The sequence below is a fragment of the Micromonospora parva genome (genome assembly GCF_000718515.1).
Lineage (GTDB): Bacteria > Actinomycetota > Actinomycetes > Mycobacteriales > Micromonosporaceae > Micromonospora > Micromonospora parva.
This window is the reverse complement of sequence record NZ_JNZS01000002.1, coordinates 1-19,042: the sequence shown is the minus strand read 5'-3', so window position 1 is coordinate 19,042 and position 19,042 is coordinate 1. Positions and strand designations below refer to the sequence as shown.

20 protein-coding genes are annotated in these 19,042 nt (G+C 71.1%); 7 read left to right on the top strand and 13 right to left on the bottom strand.

Annotated elements, in window-relative coordinates:
• Positions 1-44: 44 nt before the first annotated feature.
• Complete coding sequence (locus IF22_RS0101740; protein ID WP_030327751.1) at positions 45-959, top strand: SDR family oxidoreductase; 915 nt, start codon at positions 45-47, stop codon at positions 957-959.
• Here the strand turns inward: IF22_RS0101740 and IF22_RS0101735 are convergent.
• Genes IF22_RS0101735 through IF22_RS0101715 form a run of 5 tightly spaced genes read right to left on the bottom strand, consistent with a single transcriptional unit; the run spans position 950 to position 5,515 of the window.
• Positions 950-1,918, bottom strand: a complete 969-nt coding sequence (locus IF22_RS0101735; protein ID WP_030327750.1) for a helix-turn-helix transcriptional regulator — start codon at positions 1,916-1,918, stop codon at positions 950-952. The genes IF22_RS0101740 and IF22_RS0101735 overlap by 10 nt on opposite strands.
• 23 nt (positions 1,919-1,941) lie before the next feature.
• Positions 1,942-2,583: a response regulator gene (locus tag IF22_RS0101730; RefSeq protein ID WP_030327749.1), complete on the bottom strand. Its 642-nt coding sequence runs from the start codon at positions 2,581-2,583 to the stop codon at positions 1,942-1,944.
• The gene (locus IF22_RS0101725) at positions 2,580-3,848 is read right to left on the bottom strand and encodes a sensor histidine kinase (RefSeq protein WP_030327748.1); all 1,269 of its coding nucleotides are present in this window, start codon (positions 3,846-3,848) and stop codon (positions 2,580-2,582) included. The genes IF22_RS0101730 and IF22_RS0101725 overlap by 4 nt, the downstream gene beginning before the upstream one ends.
• An 11-nt stretch (positions 3,849-3,859) precedes the next feature.
• Complete coding sequence (locus tag IF22_RS0101720; RefSeq protein ID WP_030327747.1) at positions 3,860-4,594, bottom strand: ABC transporter permease; 735 nt, start codon at positions 4,592-4,594, stop codon at positions 3,860-3,862.
• A 12-nt stretch (positions 4,595-4,606) separates the two neighbouring features.
• Positions 4,607-5,515 carry an ABC transporter ATP-binding protein gene (locus IF22_RS0101715; RefSeq protein ID WP_030327746.1) on the bottom strand — a complete coding sequence of 303 codons (909 nt, stop codon included), beginning with the start codon at positions 5,513-5,515 and terminating at the stop codon, positions 4,607-4,609.
• Between the two features lie 198 nt (positions 5,516-5,713).
• Between IF22_RS0101715 and IF22_RS0101710 the strand changes: the two genes are divergently transcribed.
• The 5 genes from IF22_RS0101710 (at position 5,714) to IF22_RS0101690 (ending at position 9,772) form a co-directional block, all read left to right on the top strand.
• Positions 5,714-6,544 (top strand): EI24 domain-containing protein, encoded by an 831-nt coding sequence (locus IF22_RS0101710; protein ID WP_051708107.1) that lies wholly within the window; start codon positions 5,714-5,716, stop codon positions 6,542-6,544.
• A gap of 1 nt (position 6,545) precedes the next feature.
• Positions 6,546-7,061, top strand: coding sequence for an O-acetyl-ADP-ribose deacetylase (locus tag IF22_RS0101705; protein WP_030327744.1), 516 nt, complete (start codon positions 6,546-6,548; stop codon positions 7,059-7,061).
• 203 nt (positions 7,062-7,264) lie between these two features.
• The gene (locus tag IF22_RS0101700; RefSeq protein ID WP_030327743.1) at positions 7,265-8,395 is read left to right on the top strand and encodes an ABC transporter permease; all 1,131 of its coding nucleotides are present in this window, start codon (positions 7,265-7,267) and stop codon (positions 8,393-8,395) included.
• Positions 8,392-9,123 carry an ABC transporter ATP-binding protein gene (locus IF22_RS0101695; RefSeq protein WP_030327742.1) on the top strand — a complete coding sequence of 244 codons (732 nt, stop codon included), beginning with the start codon at positions 8,392-8,394 and terminating at the stop codon, positions 9,121-9,123. The genes IF22_RS0101700 and IF22_RS0101695 overlap by 4 nt, the downstream gene beginning before the upstream one ends.
• 64 nt (positions 9,124-9,187) lie before the next feature.
• The gene (locus IF22_RS0101690) at positions 9,188-9,772 is read left to right on the top strand and encodes a TetR/AcrR family transcriptional regulator (RefSeq protein ID WP_030327741.1); all 585 of its coding nucleotides are present in this window, start codon (positions 9,188-9,190) and stop codon (positions 9,770-9,772) included.
• A 16-nt stretch (positions 9,773-9,788) separates the two neighbouring features.
• Here the strand turns inward: IF22_RS0101690 and IF22_RS0101685 are convergent, their stop codons facing one another.
• From IF22_RS0101685 to IF22_RS0101650, 8 genes are all read right to left on the bottom strand, one after another.
• Complete coding sequence (locus IF22_RS0101685; RefSeq protein WP_030327740.1) at positions 9,789-10,685, bottom strand: GNAT family N-acetyltransferase; 897 nt, start codon at positions 10,683-10,685, stop codon at positions 9,789-9,791.
• Between the two features lies 1 nt (position 10,686).
• Positions 10,687-11,100, bottom strand: a complete 414-nt coding sequence (locus tag IF22_RS0101680) for a RidA family protein (RefSeq protein WP_030327739.1) — start codon at positions 11,098-11,100, stop codon at positions 10,687-10,689.
• Between the two features lie 183 nt (positions 11,101-11,283).
• Positions 11,284-12,291, bottom strand: coding sequence for a LacI family DNA-binding transcriptional regulator (locus IF22_RS0101675; protein WP_030327738.1), 1,008 nt, complete (start codon positions 12,289-12,291; stop codon positions 11,284-11,286).
• Between the two features lie 19 nt (positions 12,292-12,310).
• Positions 12,311-13,723: a GH1 family beta-glucosidase gene (locus tag IF22_RS0101670; protein ID WP_051708106.1), complete on the bottom strand. Its 1,413-nt coding sequence runs from the start codon at positions 13,721-13,723 to the stop codon at positions 12,311-12,313.
• A complete protein-coding gene (locus tag IF22_RS0101665; RefSeq protein ID WP_030327736.1) occupies positions 13,720-14,553 on the bottom strand; it encodes a carbohydrate ABC transporter permease in 834 nt (277 codons plus the stop codon). The genes IF22_RS0101670 and IF22_RS0101665 overlap by 4 nt, the downstream gene beginning before the upstream one ends.
• Positions 14,550-15,548 carry a carbohydrate ABC transporter permease gene (locus IF22_RS0101660; RefSeq protein ID WP_030327735.1) on the bottom strand — a complete coding sequence of 333 codons (999 nt, stop codon included), beginning with the start codon at positions 15,546-15,548 and terminating at the stop codon, positions 14,550-14,552. The genes IF22_RS0101665 and IF22_RS0101660 overlap by 4 nt, the downstream gene beginning before the upstream one ends.
• A 69-nt stretch (positions 15,549-15,617) precedes the next feature.
• On the bottom strand, positions 15,618-16,922 hold the full coding sequence (locus tag IF22_RS0101655) for an ABC transporter substrate-binding protein (RefSeq protein WP_030327734.1): 1,305 nt from the start codon (positions 16,920-16,922) through the stop codon (positions 15,618-15,620).
• A gap of 184 nt (positions 16,923-17,106) precedes the next feature.
• Positions 17,107-17,865, bottom strand: coding sequence for a maleylpyruvate isomerase family mycothiol-dependent enzyme (locus IF22_RS0101650; protein ID WP_030327733.1), 759 nt, complete (start codon positions 17,863-17,865; stop codon positions 17,107-17,109).
• Positions 17,866-17,979: 114 nt separating this feature from the next.
• Here IF22_RS0101650 and IF22_RS0101645 point away from each other — a divergent pair, with 114 nt between their 5' ends.
• The gene (locus tag IF22_RS0101645; RefSeq protein ID WP_245233501.1) at positions 17,980-19,017 is read left to right on the top strand and encodes a UDP-N-acetylmuramate dehydrogenase; all 1,038 of its coding nucleotides are present in this window, start codon (positions 17,980-17,982) and stop codon (positions 19,015-19,017) included.
• Positions 19,018-19,042 lie beyond the last annotated feature (25 nt).

Genomic DNA, 19,042 nt, shown 5'->3' with positions numbered 1-19,042 from the left:
AATTCGGACGTCGGCTGTCAGGTATTCCTGACACCGTCGCAGACATGACGCAACCGCTAACCGGAAAGATCGCGCTCGTCGCCGGTGCCACCCGGGGTGCCGGGCGGCAGATCGCCGTTCAGCTCGGCGCGGCCGGTGCCACTGTCTACGCCACCGGTCGCAGCACCCGGGCCGGCCGCTCCGAGATGGACCGACCGGAGACCATCGAGGAGACAGCCGAGCTGGTCAGCGCGGCCGGCGGCACCGGCATCGCCGTTCAGGTCGATCACCTGGTGCCCGAGCAGGTCCGCGACCTGGTCGCCCGGATCGACGCCGAGCACGGCCAACTCGACGTGCTGGTGAACGACATCTGGGGCGGTGACCCCCTGGTCACCTGGGACAAGCCGGTCTGGGAGCAGCCGCTCGACGCCGGCTTCCGCACCCTGCGACTGGCCGTCGACACGCACATCATCACCAGCCACTTCGCCCTCCCGCTGTTGATCCGCAAGCCCGGCGGGCTGGTGGTGGAGATGGGCGACGGGACCAAGGCGTACAACGACGAGAACTACCGGCTGTCGGTCTTCTACGACCTGGCCAAGGTCTCGGTCAACCGGCTCGCCTTCAGCCAGGCGCATGAGCTGAAACCGTACGGCTGCACCGCCGTCGCGCTCACCCCCGGCTGGATCCGCTCCGAGGCGATGCTGGAGCACTTCGGCGTGACCGAGGAGAACTGGCGTGACGGCGCCGCCACCGACCCGAACTTCCTCATCTCGGAGACCCCTGCCTTCGTCGGCCGGGCGGTGGCCGCGCTCGCCGCCGACGACGACAAGGCCCGCTGGAGCGGCAGGTCCGTCGACGCCGGCAGCCTGTCCAAGGTGTACGGGTTCACCGACCTCGACGGCAGCCAACCCGAGGGTTTCCGCTACATCACCGAGGTGGTCGACGCGGGTAAACCGGCGGACGTGACCGGCTACCGGTAGAGCGCGGCGAGCCGGTCGGCGCTCTGCGCGAACAACTGCCGCAGCTCGGGTGGGTCGAGGACCTCCACCTCGGGGCCGAGCCCCAGCAGTTGGTGGTACGCCACCGGGACCGACTCGACGGGCAACCGGGCCACCACCCACCCCTGCCCGTCGGGTTCGTTGGCGGTGGCGACCAGTTCGTCGTACACGAAGGGGGCATCGACCAGGTGCCGGAGCTGGCGCAGGCCGGCGGGGCTCAGCCGGACGGCGACCTCGGCCCGCAGCATGGTCCGCAGGAACGACCCGGCCTGCTCGCGCCAGTGCCCGGCCAGGTCGAAGCCCTCGTCACGGTCGAAGTGCTCGTCGCCCACCTCGACCCCGGTGACCCGGTCCACCCGGTAGGTGCGCACGTTCTCACCGACCCGGCCGACGAGATACCAGACCCCGCTCTTGAGCACCAGGCCGTACGGCTCCACGCGGCGGGTCACCTCCCGGTCGCCGCGTCGGTAGCGCAGCTCCACCACCCGGTCCGCCCAGACCGCCCGGGCCAGCTCGGGCAACCACTGCGGTGCCGCAGTCTCCCGGAACCAGCCCGGCACGTCCAGGTGGAACCGCTGCCCGGCGCGGGCCGGCGCGTCGCGCAGCGCGGGTGGCAGCGCGGCGAGCACCTTCAGCTCGGCGGACGCCACCGCGTCGGCGAGTCCCATCTCGCCCGCCGGCCCGGGCAGCCCGGCGAGGAACAGCGCCTCCGCCTCGTCCCTGGTCAGCCCGGTCAACCGGGTGCGGTACCCACCGAGCAGACGGTAACCGCCGGCCCGCCCCCGGTCGGCGTAGACCGGCACGCCGGCGGCGGAGAGCGCCAGCACGTCCCGGTAGACGGTCCGCTCGGAGACCTCCAACTCCCGGGCCAGCTCGCTCGCGGTCATCGACCCGCGCGCCTGCAGCAGCAACAACAACGAGATCAGTCGGGACGCGCGCACCCGCCCATCCTGCCCGGCCCCGCTCACCGCCCGCCGGGGGTCAGCAACCCCCTGTCGTACGCGGTGGCCACCGCGGCGGCCCGGTCGTTGACCCCGAGCTTGGCGTACACGTGCAGCAGGTGGGTCTTGACGGTGGCCTCGCTGATGAACAGCCGTGCCGCAGCCTCCCGGTTGGAGGCACCGCGCGCCACCATCGTGAGCACCTCCAGCTCACGCTGGCTCAGCGGCTCCTCCACCGGCGCGCGCAGCCGGCCCATCAGCCGGCCGGCGACGCTCGGCGCGAGCACCGAATCACCCCGGGCGGCGGCCCGTACCGCGCGAACCAGTTCCTCGCGAGGCGTGTCCTTGAGCAGGTAGCCGGTGGCACCGGCCTCGATCGCCGGCAGCACGTCCGCGTCCGTGTCGTAGGTGGTGAGCACCAGCACCCGGGCGGTGCTGCCGGCGCGGGTCAGGCGACCGATGGCGGTCACCCCGTCCATCCCGGGCATCCGCAGGTCCATCAGCACCACGTCCGGTAGCAGCGTCGCGACCAGTGCCAACGCCTCCGAGCCGTCCGCGGCCTCGCCGACCACCTCGAAATCGGGGTCGCCGGTGAACATTCCCCGCAGGCCGTCCCGTACCACCGGATGGTCGTCGACGATCAGCAGCCGGATCGAGGTGGTCACCCGGCACCTCCGGGTAGCGCGGGAACGGACGCCGAGATGGCGGTGCCGCCGCCCGGTTCGGACTCGACCGCCAACTCGCCGCCGACCCGGGTGACCCGTTGCCGCATGACGGTCAGCCCGTACCCGCCAGTCGGCTCCCGGGACGTCGGTTGGTCGGTGACCTCGAAGCCGGCCCCGTCGTCGCGCACGTCCAGGGTCACCACGTCGGCCATGTACGACAGGGTCAGCCCGACCCGTGAGGCGGCGGCGTGCCGGGCCACGTTGGCCAGCGCCTCCTGGGCGGCCCGCAGCAGGGTCACCTCGATCTCCGGGTGCAGTGGACGGGGCGTACCGGTGGTGGCGACCTCGGCCCGTATCCCGTGCAGGTCCGACCAGCGCCCGCCCAGCTCGACCAGGGCGTCCGGCAGCCGGGCCGTCTCCAGCGATTCCGGGCGGACCGCCCGCACCGAGCGGCGGGCCTCGGTGAGGCTCTCCCGGGCCAGCGCGAGCCCGTTGTCGACGTGCCGGCGCCAGTCGGCGGACCGGTCGCGGGTCTGCTCGGCCGCCTCCAGTTGGGTGATGATGCCGGCCAACCCCTGGGCGAGGGTGTCGTGGATCTCCCGCGCCATCCGTTGGCGCTCGTCCAGCACGCCGGCCTCCCGTGCCTGGATGAGCAGTTGGGCGTGCAGCCCGGCGTTCTCCCGGACCGTCTCGGTGAGTTGCCGGTTGGCTTCGCCGAGTTCCGCCATCAGTCGTCGGCGTTTGGCGTCCTCCTGTTCGGCGATGATGGCGAACCAGCTCACCGAGCCGGCCACGATCAGGTTGAAGAGCACCAGCAGCAGCCAGAGCGGCCAGTGCGACATCGCTATCACCAGGCCACCGCCCTGAGAGGTGGCGATGATGGCGGCGGTGGCTGTCACCCCGGCGATCCGCCAGCGCCTGGGCAGGACCGGAAAGGCGTGGATGTAACCGATCCAGGCGAAGAAGCCGTACCACGGACTGGCGGCTACCAGTGCGGCGCCGAAGGTGAGCAACCCGGCGTAGTAGACCGCCATCAGCCCGCGCCGGCTCTGCCAGCCGGGGTGCACTGTGACGAACCAGGCGACCCAGCATCCGGCTGCCACGGCGATGGCGAGGGTGGGCAGCGCGCCGAGATGATGGGGTGCCGGTGCGACGATGGCCAGCAGGGTGCCCAAGGCCAGCCCGCCGTAGGGAACCACGCGATAGAGGGTCGCCTCGTTCTTGCGCCACCTGGTCAGACGGTCGTGCTCGCCGCTGCTGGCCATCGAATCCCCGATCACTCCCAGCGGAACAGTTTTGCCGCGCCGGCGCCGGCCGCCATGGCGACCACCGCCATTATCCCGAGGTGCGACAGGTGTGGCGATGCCCCGGTCCACGAGTCGAGCAGCGCCTGGACCCCGGGTGGCGTGTAGTCGCCGATCCGGACCAGGAAGTCCGGCAGGATGAACCGGGGCACGTAGACGCCACCGAAGAACATGACGGCCATGAACAGTGGCACGGCCATCGCCTGCGCCGACTTCGCCGTCCGCGCCACCGCCGCCACGAGCAGGCCGAGTGCCAGCAGGGCCGCCGTGCCGAGGAGGAGGGCCAGTGTGAAGCCCAACGGATGCCGGGGCAACGGCACGTCGAACGCCAACCGGCCCACCGCGATGAGCAGCACGGCGCTGACCAGGATGGTGGCGAGGGAGATGAGCAGTTGGGCGGCCAACAGCGCGGCAGGGCTGGCCGGGGTGGTGGCCAGCCGGCGCAGCACCCCACGTTCCCGGTAGGTGGCCAGCACCGTGGGCAGGATGTTGACAGCCGACATGGCGAGCGTGATCACCAGCAGTGAGGGTGCGAAGTACTGGATGAAGGACAGGTCACCGAACTGGACCTCCGGCTGCCGTGCCGCCGGGACCAGCCCGAACACCACCAGCAGCGCGACCGGTAGGACGACGGTGGTCAGCGGCGAGCCGAAGTCCCGCAGGAAGAGTCGTGTCTCGATCTTCAGGATCTGCCCGAAGGCGTGCATGTCGGTTCTCCCTCAGGCGACGGGCCGGTGCCCGGTCAGCTCGACGAACGCGTCGTCGAGGGTGGACTGTTCCAGCCGCAGGTCGGCGGCGACGATCTGGTTGCGGGCGAGCACCGAGGTGACCGCGTGCAGCAGGTCACCGGTGCCGGTCACCACCACCTGGCTGCCGGTGCGCTGCACCGCGGAGACCTCGGGCAGGTCGGTGAGGAGCCGGTCGTCGATCGGAGCGGAGGGCCGGAACCGGATCCGCTGCTCGGGAGCCACCGACGACACCAGGCCCGCCGGGGTGTCCAGCGCTACCACCCGGCCCTTGTCGATCACCGCGATCCGGTCACAGAGCCGTTCGGCCTCCTCCATGAAGTGCGTGACCAGCACGATCGTCACTCCGCTGCTACGCACCTGCTCGATGAGGCTCCAGGTGTCCCGCCGAGCCTGAGGGTCCAGCCCGGTGGTCAGCTCGTCGAGGATCGCGATCTCCGGGTTGCCGACCAGCGCCAGCGCGATGGAGAGTCGCTGCTTCTGACCACCGGAGAGCTTCTTGTACGCGGTGTTCCGCTTCGCGCCGAGACCCAGCCTCTCGATCAGCTCGGCCGGGTCGGCCGGATCGCGATAGAACGACGCGTACATCTCCAGGGCCTCGGCCACCCGGAGCTGGTCCGGCAGTTGGCTCTCCTGAAGTTGCACACCGACCCGCTGGCGTAGCTGGGCCGCGTCCCGGCGGGGGTCGAGCCCGAGGACCGACACCCCGCCCCCGTCGGGAACGCGCAGCCCGGCGACACACTCCACGGTGGTGGTCTTGCCCGCGCCGTTCGGGCCGAGGACACCGAAGATCTCACCCGCCTCCACAGCGAACGACACCTCGTCCACCGCCACCAGATCGCCGTATCGCTTGTGCAGTCTGGTCACCTCGATGACCGGCATCTCGCCGCCCTTTCGCCGCTTTTCCCGTACCCCTCAAGGGTTGTCGGGGTGGCCCGGCGGCGAATCGACCGGTCGGCGATGATCACCGGCGACCCCGGTTGACCACATCCATCCGTCAACCGGTTGATGTGCGACGCGGGCGTCGTTGCTAGTGCTGCACCCGGCGGATTCGACGGCCGCTCGTTAGGCTGCTCGATCGTGGATGTCAGCAGAGTCGCCAGCCCGGTTACCGGGGCCGCCGGACGTTTCCTCGCCGGGGCCGGCCTGCTCCTGCGTGGCCTGGGCCTCTACGTTCGTAGCCCCGGTCTGATGCTGCTCGGCGTCGTGCCGGCCCTGATCTCCGGCGCGCTCTTCGTGGCGGCGTTCGCCACCCTCGTGTACTTCGTGGACGACCTCGCCGCGCTCGTCACACCGTTCGCCGACGACTGGTCGAGCACCGCCCGCAGCCTGGTCCGGGTGATCGCCGGACTGGCCTTCCTCGGGGTCGGTGGTCTGCTGGCAGTGCTCACCTTCACCGCTGTCACCCTGGTCATCGGAGACCCGTTCTACGAGAAAATCTCCGAGCATGTCGAGCAGCGCTACGGCGGCACACCGGGTGCGGTGGACGTGCCGTTCTGGTCGTCGCTGCGCCGCAGCGTCGCCGACTCGGTACGCCTGGTGGCGCTCACCGCGCTGGTCGGCATCCCCCTCTTCCTCGCCGGTTTCATCCCGGTGGTCGGCCAGACGGTCGTCCCGGTGATCGGGGCGGCGGTGGGCGGCTGGTTCCTCGCCGTGGAGCTTGTCGGGGCGCCGTTCTACCGCCGGGGAATGCGGCTGCCGCAGCGTCGGGCGATCCTGAAGGCCGACCGTCCCACCGCCCTCGGGTTCGGGGTGGCGGTGTTCCTCTGCTTCTTGATCCCGCTCGGTGCCGTGCTGGTCATGCCGGCGGCAGTGGCCGGCGCGGCGTTGCTGGCCCGCCGTTCGCTCGGCCAACCGATCGACGGCCCGCTGGCCGCATCGGCCACCGGTCGGCCGGTCGGGGAGCGCTGACGTGGAGATCGTCCTGGTCGAGGGGGACATCACCGCACAGCGGGTGGACGCCGTCGTGAACGCCGCGAACTCGTCCCTGCTCGGCGGCGGCGGGGTCGACGGTGCCATCCACCGCCGTGGCGGCCCGGCGATCCTGGCCGAGTGCCGGGCCCTGCGGGCGTCCCGCTACGGCCGGGGTCTGCCCACGGGACAGGCCGTGGCGACGACGGCCGGTGAGCTGCCGGCCCGCTGGGTCATCCACACCGTCGGGCCGGTCTGGTCGGCCGACGAGGACCGCTCGGCGCTGCTGCGGGACTGCTACGCCAACAGCCTGCGGGTGGCCGACGAGCTGGGCGCGGTGACGCTCGCCTTCCCGTTGATCTCCGCTGGCATCTACGGCTGGCCGGTCGACGACGCGGTCCGTCAGGCCCTGTCGGTGCTGCGCACGGCCACCCCCGCCACCGTCGCCGAGGCCCGCCTGGTGCTGTTCGGGGCGGACACCCACGCCGTGGCCCGCCGCGTCCTCGACGCCGCCTGAGCACCACGTCGGGCGGCCGTCGCCTGATCACCCACGTCGGGCGGCGGTTCCCGCCTGATCGATGCGGGCCTGGATGGCGTCCGTGGTGGGGCCACTTCCGCAGGCTGCGGTGTGGTGGGGTCGACAGCTGCGGTGTGATATTTGCCGACACGCTGTTGATAACATGCCGACATGATGTCGACAATTTACGAGGGCGCGCGCTGATGTTCCTCGCGATTCGTGAACTCAACTTCGCCCGGTTGCGGTTCGCTCTGATGGGCGCGGTGATCGCGCTGATCGCCGTGCTGATGGTGATGCTGTCCGGGCTGTCGGTCGGGCTGGTCCGCGACGGTGTGTCCGGGCTGCAGAACCTGCCGGTCACGTCCTTCGCCTTCGCGCAGGACGTGCAGCGCGACTCCGCGTTCTCCCGCAGCGTGGTGGACATGACGGCGGTGGACGAGTGGGCCGACCAGCCGGGCGTCGCCGACGCGACGCCGTTCGGCAACACGCTCGTGAACACGCGCACCGATCGGGGAACCGAGGTCGACCTGGCGCTGTTCGGCGTCCAGCCCGACTCGTTCCTGTCGCCCCCGGTCAGCCAGGGTGACCGGCTGGGCACCGAGGACGGCATCGTGGTGAGCCCCACGGCGCTGGACGCGGGCCTGCAGATGGGCGACGTCGTCACCATCGACCGGCTGGGCACCCGGCTGCGGGTCGTCGGCGTCACCGAGCAGCAGGACACCTTCGGGCACGTGGACGTGGCGTACGTGCCGCTGGCGGCGTGGCAGGCCATCAAGTCCGGCACCGCCCCCGGCACGGCGCTGCCGCAGCGCGCCGCAACGGAGATCACGGCGGTGGCGGTGCGCGCGGCCGACGGGAAGTCCGTCGACCTGGCGGCGGGGGACACCGCGGCCGGCACCGAGAGCCTGACCCTGAAGGAGTCCTACGGCGCTTCGCCGGGATACACCGCCGAGACGACGACCCTGCAACTGATCCAGGGGTTCCTGTACGCGATCTCCGCGCTGGTCGCCGGCGCCTTCTTCGCGGTGTGGGCGATCCAGCGCAAGCCCGAGGTGGCCGTCCTGCGGGCCCTGGGCGCCTCGACCGGCTGGGTGTTGCGCGACGCGCTGACGCAGGCGTTCGTCCTGTTGGCGGCGGCTGTGGCCATCGGCGTGGGGGTCGGCCTCGCGCTCGGCGCCCTGATCACCGGCAGCGGCATCCCGTTCGCGTTGAGCATGCCGAGCATCTCCGCCGCCGGGGTCGGCCTCGTCGTCCTCGGCCTGGTGGGAGCCGGCGCGGCGGTCATCCGCATCACCTCTGTCGACCCGGCCACCGCTCTGGGAGGAAACCGATGAGCAGCCGTCCCGCTCCGACCGCTTCGACCACAACCGCCGACGACGCGTCCGACCGGCTCGGGCTGGTGATGCGTGGGGTGTCCCTGCGGCACGGCAACGCCGCCGAGACCGTGCAGGCGCTCGACAACGTCGACCTGACGGTGCGACCCGGCGAACTCGCCGCGGTCGTGGGTCCGTCCGGTGCGGGCAAGTCCAGCCTGCTCGCCGTCGCCGGCGGCCTGGCCCGACCCGACCAGGGCACCGTCACCGTGGCCGGTCAGGACATGACAGTGCCGAGTCGCCGGACCCGTACGGAGCTGCGCCGCCAGCACGTGGGGTTCGTGTTCCAGTCCGGTAACCTGCTGCCGGCGTTGACCGCCGCCGATCAGGTGCGGCTGCCCCTGCGGCTGGGGTCGAGGTCGCAGCGGTCCGGCCGTGACCCGCTGGAACTGCTCGCGGACGTCGGCATGGCGGACAAGTCCGACCGGCGCCCCCACCAGCTGTCGGGCGGTGAGCGCCAGCGCGTCGGGATCGCCCGGGCACTGGTCACCGAGCCCAGCGTGCTGTTGGTCGACGAACCGACGGCGGCGTTGGACCGGGCACGTAGCCACGAGATCGTGCGACTGCTGGCCCACGAGGCCCGGCAGCGGTCGGTCGCGGTGGTCATGGTCACTCACGACCACGATGTGCTGCAGTACTGTGACACCGTTTACGAGATGGTCGACGGCAAGCTCGCGACCAGCAGCTGACCACGACGGCAGGGTGCGGGCGCAGGACCAGGTAGGTCACGCTCGTCCGGAACAAGGGGGTGGCGTGCCGAAGATCCAGGCCGCGACCGTCGCCGAGCACCGGGCATCCCAACGCGCGGCGCTGCTCGACGCGGCCCGCACCCTGCTGTCGGAACACCCCGAGCAGATCCCCGGCCTGGCCGAGGTCGCCCAGCACGCCGGCCTGGCCCGCTCCAGCGTCTATTCGTACTTCAAGTCCCGCGCCGACATGTTCGACGCCCTCGTCACCGACACGTTCCCCCGCTGGTCGGCCTATGTCGAGAAGCGCATGGAGGCGGCCGGCACGCCCGGGCAGAAGATCCAGGCGTACGTGGATTCCAACCTGCAACTGGTTGCCCGAGGCGACCACGCGCTGGCCCGCGCGCTCGCGTCAGCCGGCAGCAGCGAGGCACTCGCCAGCTCCAGCCGACTCATGCACGACCGCCTGGAAGCCCCGCTGCGCGCCGCGCTCACCGACCACGGCTCCTCGGACCCGGTCCGGGTGGCCGAACTGGTGCAGTCGATCGTCTACGCGCTGAGCCGGATGATCGAGGGAGGGCTCGCGCTGGACACGGCGACCAGCCTCGCCCGCGAACTCCTCAGCCCGTACCTCGACCGCGACCGCCCCTGAGGCTCCGGCCCGCCGGTCAGGTCAGCTCCGCGAGGCAGGTCCACTGGGACGCCACCGGGCGGTAGCCGAGCCGGGCGTTGATCGCCAGCATCGGTGCGTTCGCCTCGTCGTTCGAGGTGTACGCGGCACGTACGCCGTTGGCGGCGGCCCGGTGCAGCGCCGCCGTCTTGGCCAGTCGGGCCAGCCCGCGCCCCCGGTACGCCGGGATGCTGCCGGTGTAGTCCGACCACATCCGGTCCCCGTCCCGCTTCACCAGACTGAACGCGACGATCCCACCGTCGACCTCGGCGGCGACGCTGGCCGTCTTGTCCAGGCCGAGGTTGTCCCAGACGTCGTACTGCCAGCTCTGGTAGCTCTTGCTGTCGACCGGCAGGTCGCCCGGCTCGTCGACGGCCGAGGCCACGTCCGCCGCGTACAGCAGGTGCGGGTCCACCTCGGCGATCGGGTGCAGCCGTACGCCCGACGGTGGCTCGGGCAGCGCGGGCACCTGGTCCAGATCGAGCGCCGAGTAGCGCACCTCGCGGCTGGGCTCGTAGCCGTGCCGACGGGCGAACGGCAGCGCCTCCGGTTGTGCGGTGGCACGCACCCGGCGGATTCCCAGCGGGCGGAGGTAGTCGGTCGCGGCTGTCAGCAGCCCGCCGCCGATGCCGCGTCGCCGATGTTCCGGGTGTACGTGCAGCAGGTTGATGCCGCCGACGTTCGCCATTGACGTCGTACCGATGCGTTCGGCGGACACCCAGCCGACCACCTGGTTGTCGACCTCGGCCACGAAGGCGGTCCACGCCTCCTCGGGCGGCGGTTCGGCGATCATCTTGCGGGTCGACTCGACCCCGCGCACCAGGTACGGGTAGACCGTCGCCCGTAGCGCCACCACGCCCGGCGCGTCGTCGGGCCGCGCCACCCGGATCCGCATGTCAGGCCCCCGTCCGGACGGCGGCGACGGCCTCGACCTCGACGAGCTGGTCGGTGTAGCCGAGCACCGCCACCCCGAGCAGGGTGCTGGGCGGATCGTGGTCGCCGAAGAAGTCCCGCACCACCTCCCAGACGGTGACCAGGTCCTTCTGCTGCGACGACGCCACGTAGACGGTGGTCTTCACGACGTCGGTCAGCCGCGCGCCGGCCGCGTCGAGAGCGGTCGTCAGGTTCGTCATCACCTGCCGGGCCTGCGCCGCGTGATCGCCCGGCGCGACAGTGCGCCCCTCGGCGTCCAGCGGGCACGCCCCGGCGGTGAACACCAGTCGGGCGGGTGCGTCGACGGTGGCCGCGTAGGCGTACTCGGCGACGTCGGAGAGAGCGGGGACGTGCAACAGCGCGAGAGGTTGCGGCATGCCGCGAGGCTAACCACGATCGCCGACCCGGGCGACGCAATAACGACGCGACCCACCTCCGCCGGAGGCGACAACGTCACGGAAACAGTGGCCTCTGCGCGTCCTGAGGGGACTGTTTCCCTGAAGTTGCGCGGATCTTGCCGCGCGTCCGCCGGCCCGGGGGCGGCCGCGCGGGGGGCGGGGTCAGGCGGAGGCGCGGCGGATCAGCTCGGTGGGGAGCATGACCGCCGGCTCGATGGTCTCCCCGGCGGCGAGCCGGAGCAGTTGGCGGGTCATCCGGCGGCCGAGTTCCACGATCGGCTGCCGGACGGTGGTCAGCGGCGGCTCGGTGTACGCGGCGGTCTCGATGTCGTCGAAGCCGACCACCGCCACGTCCTCGGGCACCCGCCGACCGGCCTCGCGCAGCGTCCGCAGGGCGGCGTGCGCCATCAGGTCGGAGGCGGCGAAGACGCCGTCCAGGTCGGGATGCTCGGTGAGCAGGTGCCGCATCGCCGCCGAACCGGACTCCCGGGTGAAGTCACCGATGGCGACCAACTCGGGCAGCCCCGCGTCGGCGACAGTGCTGCGGTAGCCACTGAGCCGTTCGATCCCGGCGACCATGTCCTGTGGGCCGGCGATGGTCGCGATCCGTCGGCGACCGCTGTCGATCATGTATCGGACGGCTGCTGTCACCCCGGCCACGTGGTCGACGTCGACGTACGGGACGGGCACGTCGCCGAGGGGCCGGCCGCTGACCACCACCGGGATGCCGAGCCGGGCCAGTGTGCCGGGCAACGGGTCGGCACCGTGCAGCGACGCGAAGAGCACACCGTCGACGTGCCGGCCGGTGGTGTACCGCTCGACCCGTTGGTGCCCCGCCGGCGAGCCGGCGAGCATCAGCACCAGTTGCTTGTCGGCCGCCTCCAGCTCCTGACTGACGCCCCTGATGATGCCGGGGAAGACCTGGTCGTCGGAGAAGACCCGGGTGGCGGCCTCCGGCATGACCAGGGCGACCGAGTCGGTGCGTTGGGTGACCAGGCTGCGGGCGGCCAGGTTGGGGACGTACCCCAACTCGGCGACCGCCCGGGTGACCGCCTCGCGGATCGGCTCGGCGACGGTGGTGGAGCCGTTGACCACCCGCGAGACGGTGGCGCGGGACACCCCGGCCCGCGCCGCCACCGCCTCGAGCGTCGGCCGCTGCGCCGTCGTCATCGCGCCTTCCCCCCGCTCGTCACAGCCCGTTCCGGGAGATCACCTCCTGGTACCACCGGGCGCTGGCCTTCGGTGTGCGCCGCTGGGTCAGGTAGTCGACGTGCACGATCCCGAACCGCTTGCGGTAACCCTCCGCCCACTCGAAGTTGTCCAGGAATGACCATACGAGATAACCGCGCAGGTCCACGCCCCGGGAGATCGCCTCGTGCGCCGCGCGCAGGTGCCCGTCGAGGTAGGCGATGCGATCGGCGTCGATCACCTGCGCCGGGCCGTCGGGCGAGTCGGTGCCGGGTTTGTCGGGGAACGCCGCACCGTTCTCGGTGATCAGCAGCGGCACCCCGGGGTAGTCGGCGGCGAGCCGCTCCAGCAGCCGGGTGAGACCCGCCGGCTCGATCATCCAACCCATGTCGGTGAGCGGGCCGGCCGGTGGCAGGAAGTGCACAGCGCCCTCGGTGCCCGGGTACGCGTCGTTGCCGGCCCCGTCGGGCCGCCCGGCCACGTAACCCGGGGCGTAGTAGTTGATGCCGAGCAGGTCGATCGGGGCGGCGATCAGCTTCTCGTCACCGTCGCGGATGAACGTCGGCTCGACGATCCGGGCCACGTGCTCGCGGACGTCGTCCGGGTAACCGCCGGCCAGCAGCGGGTCCAGGAAGATCCGGTTGTGCAGGCCGTCCACCAGGCGGACCGCCGCGGCGTCGGCAGCGCTCTGCGGGTCCGCCGGGCGCACGTCGGCCGGGTTGACGGTGATGCCCACGCTGCGCGCGCCGGCTGCCCGCAACGCCCGCGCCGCCAGGCCGTGCCCGAGCAGCAGATGGTGTACGGCGGTGAAGGCCGCCGCCGCGTTCCGCTCACCCGGAGCGTGCACGCCGTTGCCGTAACCGAGGTAGGCCGAGCACCACGGCTCGTTGAGCGTGGTCCACACGTCGATCCGGTCACCGAGGCGGGCGTACACCGCCGTGGCGTAGGTGGCGAAGTGCTCGGCGGTGTCCCGGTTGGTCCAGCCACCCCGGTCCTCGAGGGCCTGCGGCAGGTCCCAGTGGTAGAGGGTGACGATCGGGTCGATTCCCCGATCGAGCAGCGTGTCGGTGAGCCGGTCGTAGAAGTCCAGCCCACGGGGGTTGGCGGGGCCGGTGCCGTCGGGCTGGATCCGGGGCCAGGCGACCGAGAACCGGTACGCCCGCAGGCCCAGCTCGGCCATCAGCGCCACATCGTCGGCGTACCGGTGGTAGTGGTCGCAGGCGACGTCGCCGGTGTGGCCCTGGTACACCTTGCCCGGCGTACGGCTGAAGGTGTCCCAGATGGACGGACCGCGGCCGTCGTCGCGGGCGGCGCCCTCGATCTGGTACGCGGCGGTGGCCGTCCCCCAGAGGAAGTTCTCCGGGAACCGGATCTCGTTGCCGCGCCTGTTGGGTTGCTCGCTGTGCTCGCTCACGCCTTGACCGCACCTTCCATGATCCCGCCGATGATCTGCCGGCCGAACAACACGAAGACCAGCAGCAGGGGCAGCGTCGCGATGGCAGTTCCGGTGAACACCTGCGACATGTCCTGGTAGTACCCGTCCGACAGGGCTCGTAGGGACAGTTGCACTGTCGGATTCGCCGGATCGTTCAGCACAGCGTACGGCCACAGGAAGTCGTTCCAGGTGGTCATGAACGTGAGCAGGCCGAGCACGGCGGCGGCCGGACGCAACGCGGGAACCACCACGTGCCACCAGATCCGGGCGGTGCCGCAGCCGTCCATTCGGGCGGCCTCGATCAGTTCGTCGCTGATGGCCTGGCCGGCGTACTGCCGCATCATGAACACCCCGAACCCGGTGACCAGCACCGGCACGATGACCGCCGGCAGCCGGTCGTTCCACTGCAGCTTGCTCATCAGCAGGTAGAGCGGGATCAGGCCGAGCTGGGTCGGCACCATCATGGTCGCGATGATCACCAGCAGCAGGGCGTTGCGGCCCCGGAACCGCAGCTTGGCGAAGGCGAACCCGGCCAGGCTGGAGAAGAACACCACGGAGACGGTCACCGTGCTGGCGACGATCACCGAGTTGATCAGGCCGGTCGCGAAGTACGCGTCGGTGTTGTCGAACAGTCGGGCGATGTTCGCGCCCAGGTTGCCGCCGGGGGTGATCGGGGGCGGCAGCTGGCCCATCGCGTCGTTGGAACGGCTGGCGACGACGAGCATCCACCAGATCGGAAAGATCGACAGGCCGGCCGCGACGACCAGGGCCAGGTAGGTGAGCGGGCTGGCCCGCCAGAGCCGGCTCATCGGGCCGCTCCCTTTCGTCCGTCGGGCCCCGACCGGCCGCCGATCCGGCGCAGGATCAGCACGTTGACCAGAGCCACGATCGCGATGAGCGCGAAGAGCAACCAGGCCACTGCCGAGCCGTACCCGAAGTTGTAGTGCGGGGCGAAGGCGTTCTCGAACATGTACATGGTCAGGGTCTGCGACTCCCGCAGCGGTCCGCCGCGGATCGGGTTGGTGCCGGAGTGGAACATCCGGGGCTCGGTGAAGAGCTGCAGGCCGCCGATGGTGGCGATGATGGTGCAGAAGATGATCGTGGGCTTGAGCAGTGGCACGGTGACCGACCAGAACTGTCGGACCCGGCTGGCGCCGTCGATCGCCGCGGCCTCGTACAGGTCGCGGGGGATGGCCTGCATCGCGGCCAGCAGGATCAGCGCGTTGTAGCCGGTCCACCGCCAGTCGACCATGGCGGAGATGGCCACCCAGGAGGCGAACCGGTTGGACTTCCACTCGATCGCGTCCAGCCCCACCAGGTCGAGCAGCCAGTTGACCATCCCGAACTCGCGGCCGAAGAGGACCCCGAACACGATCGCCACCGCGGCCGTGGAGGTGACGTTGGGGACGAGCACCGCCATCCGCCAGCCGGTGCGGGCCCGCAGGCCGCGGTTGAGCAGGTTGGCCAGCCAGAGCGCGGCGAGCAACTGCGGGACGGTCGAGATGACGAAGATTCCGAGCGTGTTGACCAGCGCGTGCCAGAAGTCCGGGTCGGCCAGCAGCCGGGTGTAGTTCTCCGCCCCGATGAAGGGGTGGTCGGCACCGAGCAGGTCCCAGTCGTGCAGCGAGACCCAGAAGGTGTACGCCAGCGGGTAGGCCCCGAAGATCGCGAAGATCAGGAAGAACGGGGCGATGTAGAGGTACGGCGAGAACCGGGTGTCGAGTCGGCTGAGCCGACCCGAGGAGCGGCGGGGGGTGCCGGCCGCCGGTGCGACCGGTGGGCGGGCGTCGAGCTGGACTGTCATGCCCGGAAACTCCTTTCCGCCGTGCGGGCGGGACTCCGGTCGCCGAAGCCCGCCCGCACGCTGGTTGGGCTACTTGGCGGCGGCCTTCTTCGCGTTGGTCACCGCGTCGGTCCAGCCCTGCGCCGGGCTGCGCTGGCCCAGCTCCACGGTCCGTACGGCGTTCTCCACCTCGGTCCGGACGGCCTGGTTCTTCGGGCCCATGTAGACCGGCTTCAGGCTCTTCGCGCCGCTGCCGAAGATGGTGCCGACGGGCGCGTCGGAGAAGTACGCGTTCTTCGCGCCGGTGATCGCCGGGTCGTCGAGCGCCTGCGGCGAGGACGGCAGCGGACCCTTCGCCTTGAACGCGCCGATCTGACCCTTGGCGCTGGTGAGGAACTTGGCCAGCTCGATCGCCTCGGCCTGGTGCTTGCTCTGCTTCGGCACGGCGAGGTGCGACCCACCCCAGTTGCCACCGTTGCCGGGCACCTGGGCGATGTCCCACTTGCCCTGGGCGCCGGTGCCGGCGTTGGCCTCGATGACGCCGGTCATCCAGGCGGGGCAGGCGATCGTGGCGAACTTCGACTGCTTGAACGCGGAGACCCACTCCTCGGACCACGATCCGTACTTTCCGGAGAGGCCCGAGTCGATGATGTCCATCGTGGTGTCCCAGGCCTGCCGTACCGACGGGTTGCTGTCGACGACCAGCTTGTCGCTGGTGTCGTAGTAGCTGTAACCGGTCGTGTTTCCAGCGGTCTGCAACAGGATGGTGTTGAAGGTGTTGGTGGCCGCGTCGAGGAAGGACGCCCCGGTCTTGGCCGCGACGAACTTCTCGCCGGTGGCGATGTAGTCCGGCCAGGTGGGCCAGAGCTTGGAGACCGCGTCCCGCTCGGTGGGCAGGCCGGCCTTCTCGAAGAGGTCCTTGCGGTAGCACATGGCGATGCCGCCGACGTCGGTGCCGAGGCCGATGAGCTGCTTGCCGTCGGCGGTCAGGCCGGCGTTCCACTTCCACTCGAGGAAGTTGCCCTTGAGGTCGGCGGCGCCGTGGTCCAGCAGGTTGACGAAGTTGCCGGGGTTGGCCTTGTACTCGACCAGCAGACCCTCCTCGATGGCCACCACGTCGCCGGCGCCCCGGCCGGCGGCGAGCCACTGGGTCAGCTTCGGCGAGTACTCGTCGAGGTTGGTGCCGGTGCCCCGCTCGACGATCTTCACGTTGGGGTTCGCGGCCATGTACTCCTGGTAGAGCTGCTCGTAGCCGAACTGGCCGAAGACGTCGACGGTCAAGGTGATCGGCCCGTCGCCCTGCTCGTCGCCGCCGCCGCAGCCAGCGGTGACGAGCAGGGCGGTGGTGGCGGCGAGGGCCACCGCGGCGAGGCGGCGGCGCGGGAAGACAGCCATGGGTTTCGACCTCTCTCAGGGCGGGCGAGTGGTGGCAGATAATTCAGAGAGCGCTCTCACGACACTGTGGTAGGTCGCTGACCCGGTGTCAAGAGAGCGCTCTCACGAGGTCGCGAGGTCGGCCCCACACGCCGACGAGGGCGCCACCCCGGATGGGGTGACGCCCTCGTTCGTGACCGGTCGGTCAGCCGGTGCGCAGACCGTCCAACAGGGTGCGGTCGCCGACGACATCAAGCGTCTCGAAACTCACCCGCCCCCACAACGCCAGCAGCAGATCGCTCGCGGTGCCGCTGACCTGGGCACGAGCGTGGTGATCGTCGTGGTCGAAGATGGTCGCGGTGTCGAGCAGCGCCACCCCCTCGCCGCGCAGCCGCAGATACCACTCCTGGGCCGCGTCCGTCGCGCAGAGCTGCACCACCCCGTGCCAGTCACCCGGCACCTGCCGCCGGCCCGCCGGGAGCCAGGTGTCCAGCACCTCGCTCACCCCGTCGGCGGCGAGCTTCGCCTCCACCGGGTCACCGGCCGCGATGGCGAGCTGCGCGTCCCAGCGGTGCACAGCCGTCTCGTGCGCCATCCGACGCGGCCAGAAACCGGCCTTCTTCGGCTGGGGCGCCCAGTTCCACGCCGATGCCTCCGGGTCGAGCCCGTCGAAGAGGGTCATCACCCGGTCGTAACCCTGCTGCCACAACTGGAGCGCGTCCACGCCCGGGTCGGCCTCGAGCTTCTCCCGCCGAGGCGGCTGGCTGGTCTGGCCGGTGCCGGCGAACGACGAAACCCACTGGTAGATGCCGGCCATGTGCAGGGTCAGGTCGTTCACCGTCCAGCCCGGACAGGACAGCACCGGTGTCTCCGGCGGCGCCTCGGCCACCGCTGCGGCGAAAGCCGGACCCTCCGTCCGGAGCGCTCCGATCCAGAAATCCTTGCTGCCCTGCAGTCTGCTCATCGCCATCCTCCCGGGGGTGCCGGGCGACCAGTGGGTGCCACGGCTAATTGTCAGCCTAAGGTGAAGGGCGTGCCAGACGCCTCCGCCCAGCCGACAACCGACGCCGATCGTGCCATCCCCGGTCCACTCGCCGGCTACACCACCCTGCGAACGGGTGGACCGGCCGCGCGGATCGTGGCCGCCGGCAGCGCCGACGAGATCGTCCGCGCGGTGCGGACCGCGGCAGAGCCGGTCCTGATCCTCGCCGGCGGCAGCAACGTGGTGATCGGCGACGCCGGCTTCCCCGGCACCGTCGTCCTGGTGCGCTCCCGTGGCGTGCGGGTCATCGCGGAGGACGCCACCTCGGTCACCGTACGGGTCGACGCCGGCGAGCCGTGGGACGACCTGGTGGCCACCACTGTCGCCAACGGCTGGTCCGGTCTGGAGTGCCTCTCCGGCATCCCCGGATCGACCGGCGCCACCCCGATCCAGAACGTCGGCGCGTACGGCCAGGAGGTCGCCGAGACGATCACCGGCGTCGAGGTGTACGACCGGATCCAGGGCACCCGCCAGGTCATCCCCGCCGCCGACTGCGGCTTCGCCTACCGGGGCAGCATCTTCAAGTACGTGGACCGCTGGGTGGTGCTCTCGGTCGACTTCCGGCTCACCAGGTCCCCACTGTCCGGGCCGGTGCGCTACGCGGAACTGGCCAGAGCGCTCGGCGTCGAGGTGGGCGACCAGGTGCCGCTGGCGGACGCCCGAGCGACGGTGCTGCGGCTGCGCGCGGGCAAGGGGATGGTGCTCGACGCCAACGACCCGGACACCCGCTCGGTCGGCTCCTTCTTCACCAACCCGGTGCTCGACCGGGCGACGTACGACCAACTGGTGGAACGCGCCACCGAGCTGGGCGACCCGCCCGCCTGGCCCGGCGCGGACGGCCTGGTGAAGGTGAGCGCCGCCTGGCTGATCGACAAGGCCGGCTTCGCCAAGGGCCACCCGGGCGAGGGTGGAGTGGCCATCTCCAGCAAGCACACCCTGGCGCTGACCAATCGCAGCGGCACCGCCCACACCAGCGACCTGCTCGCCCTCGCGGCCACCATCCGCGACCAGGTGCACGCCCGCTTCGGCGTGACCCTGCACCCCGAACCCGTCCTCATCAACTGCACCCTCTGACCACCCCACCCACCCCACCCCACCC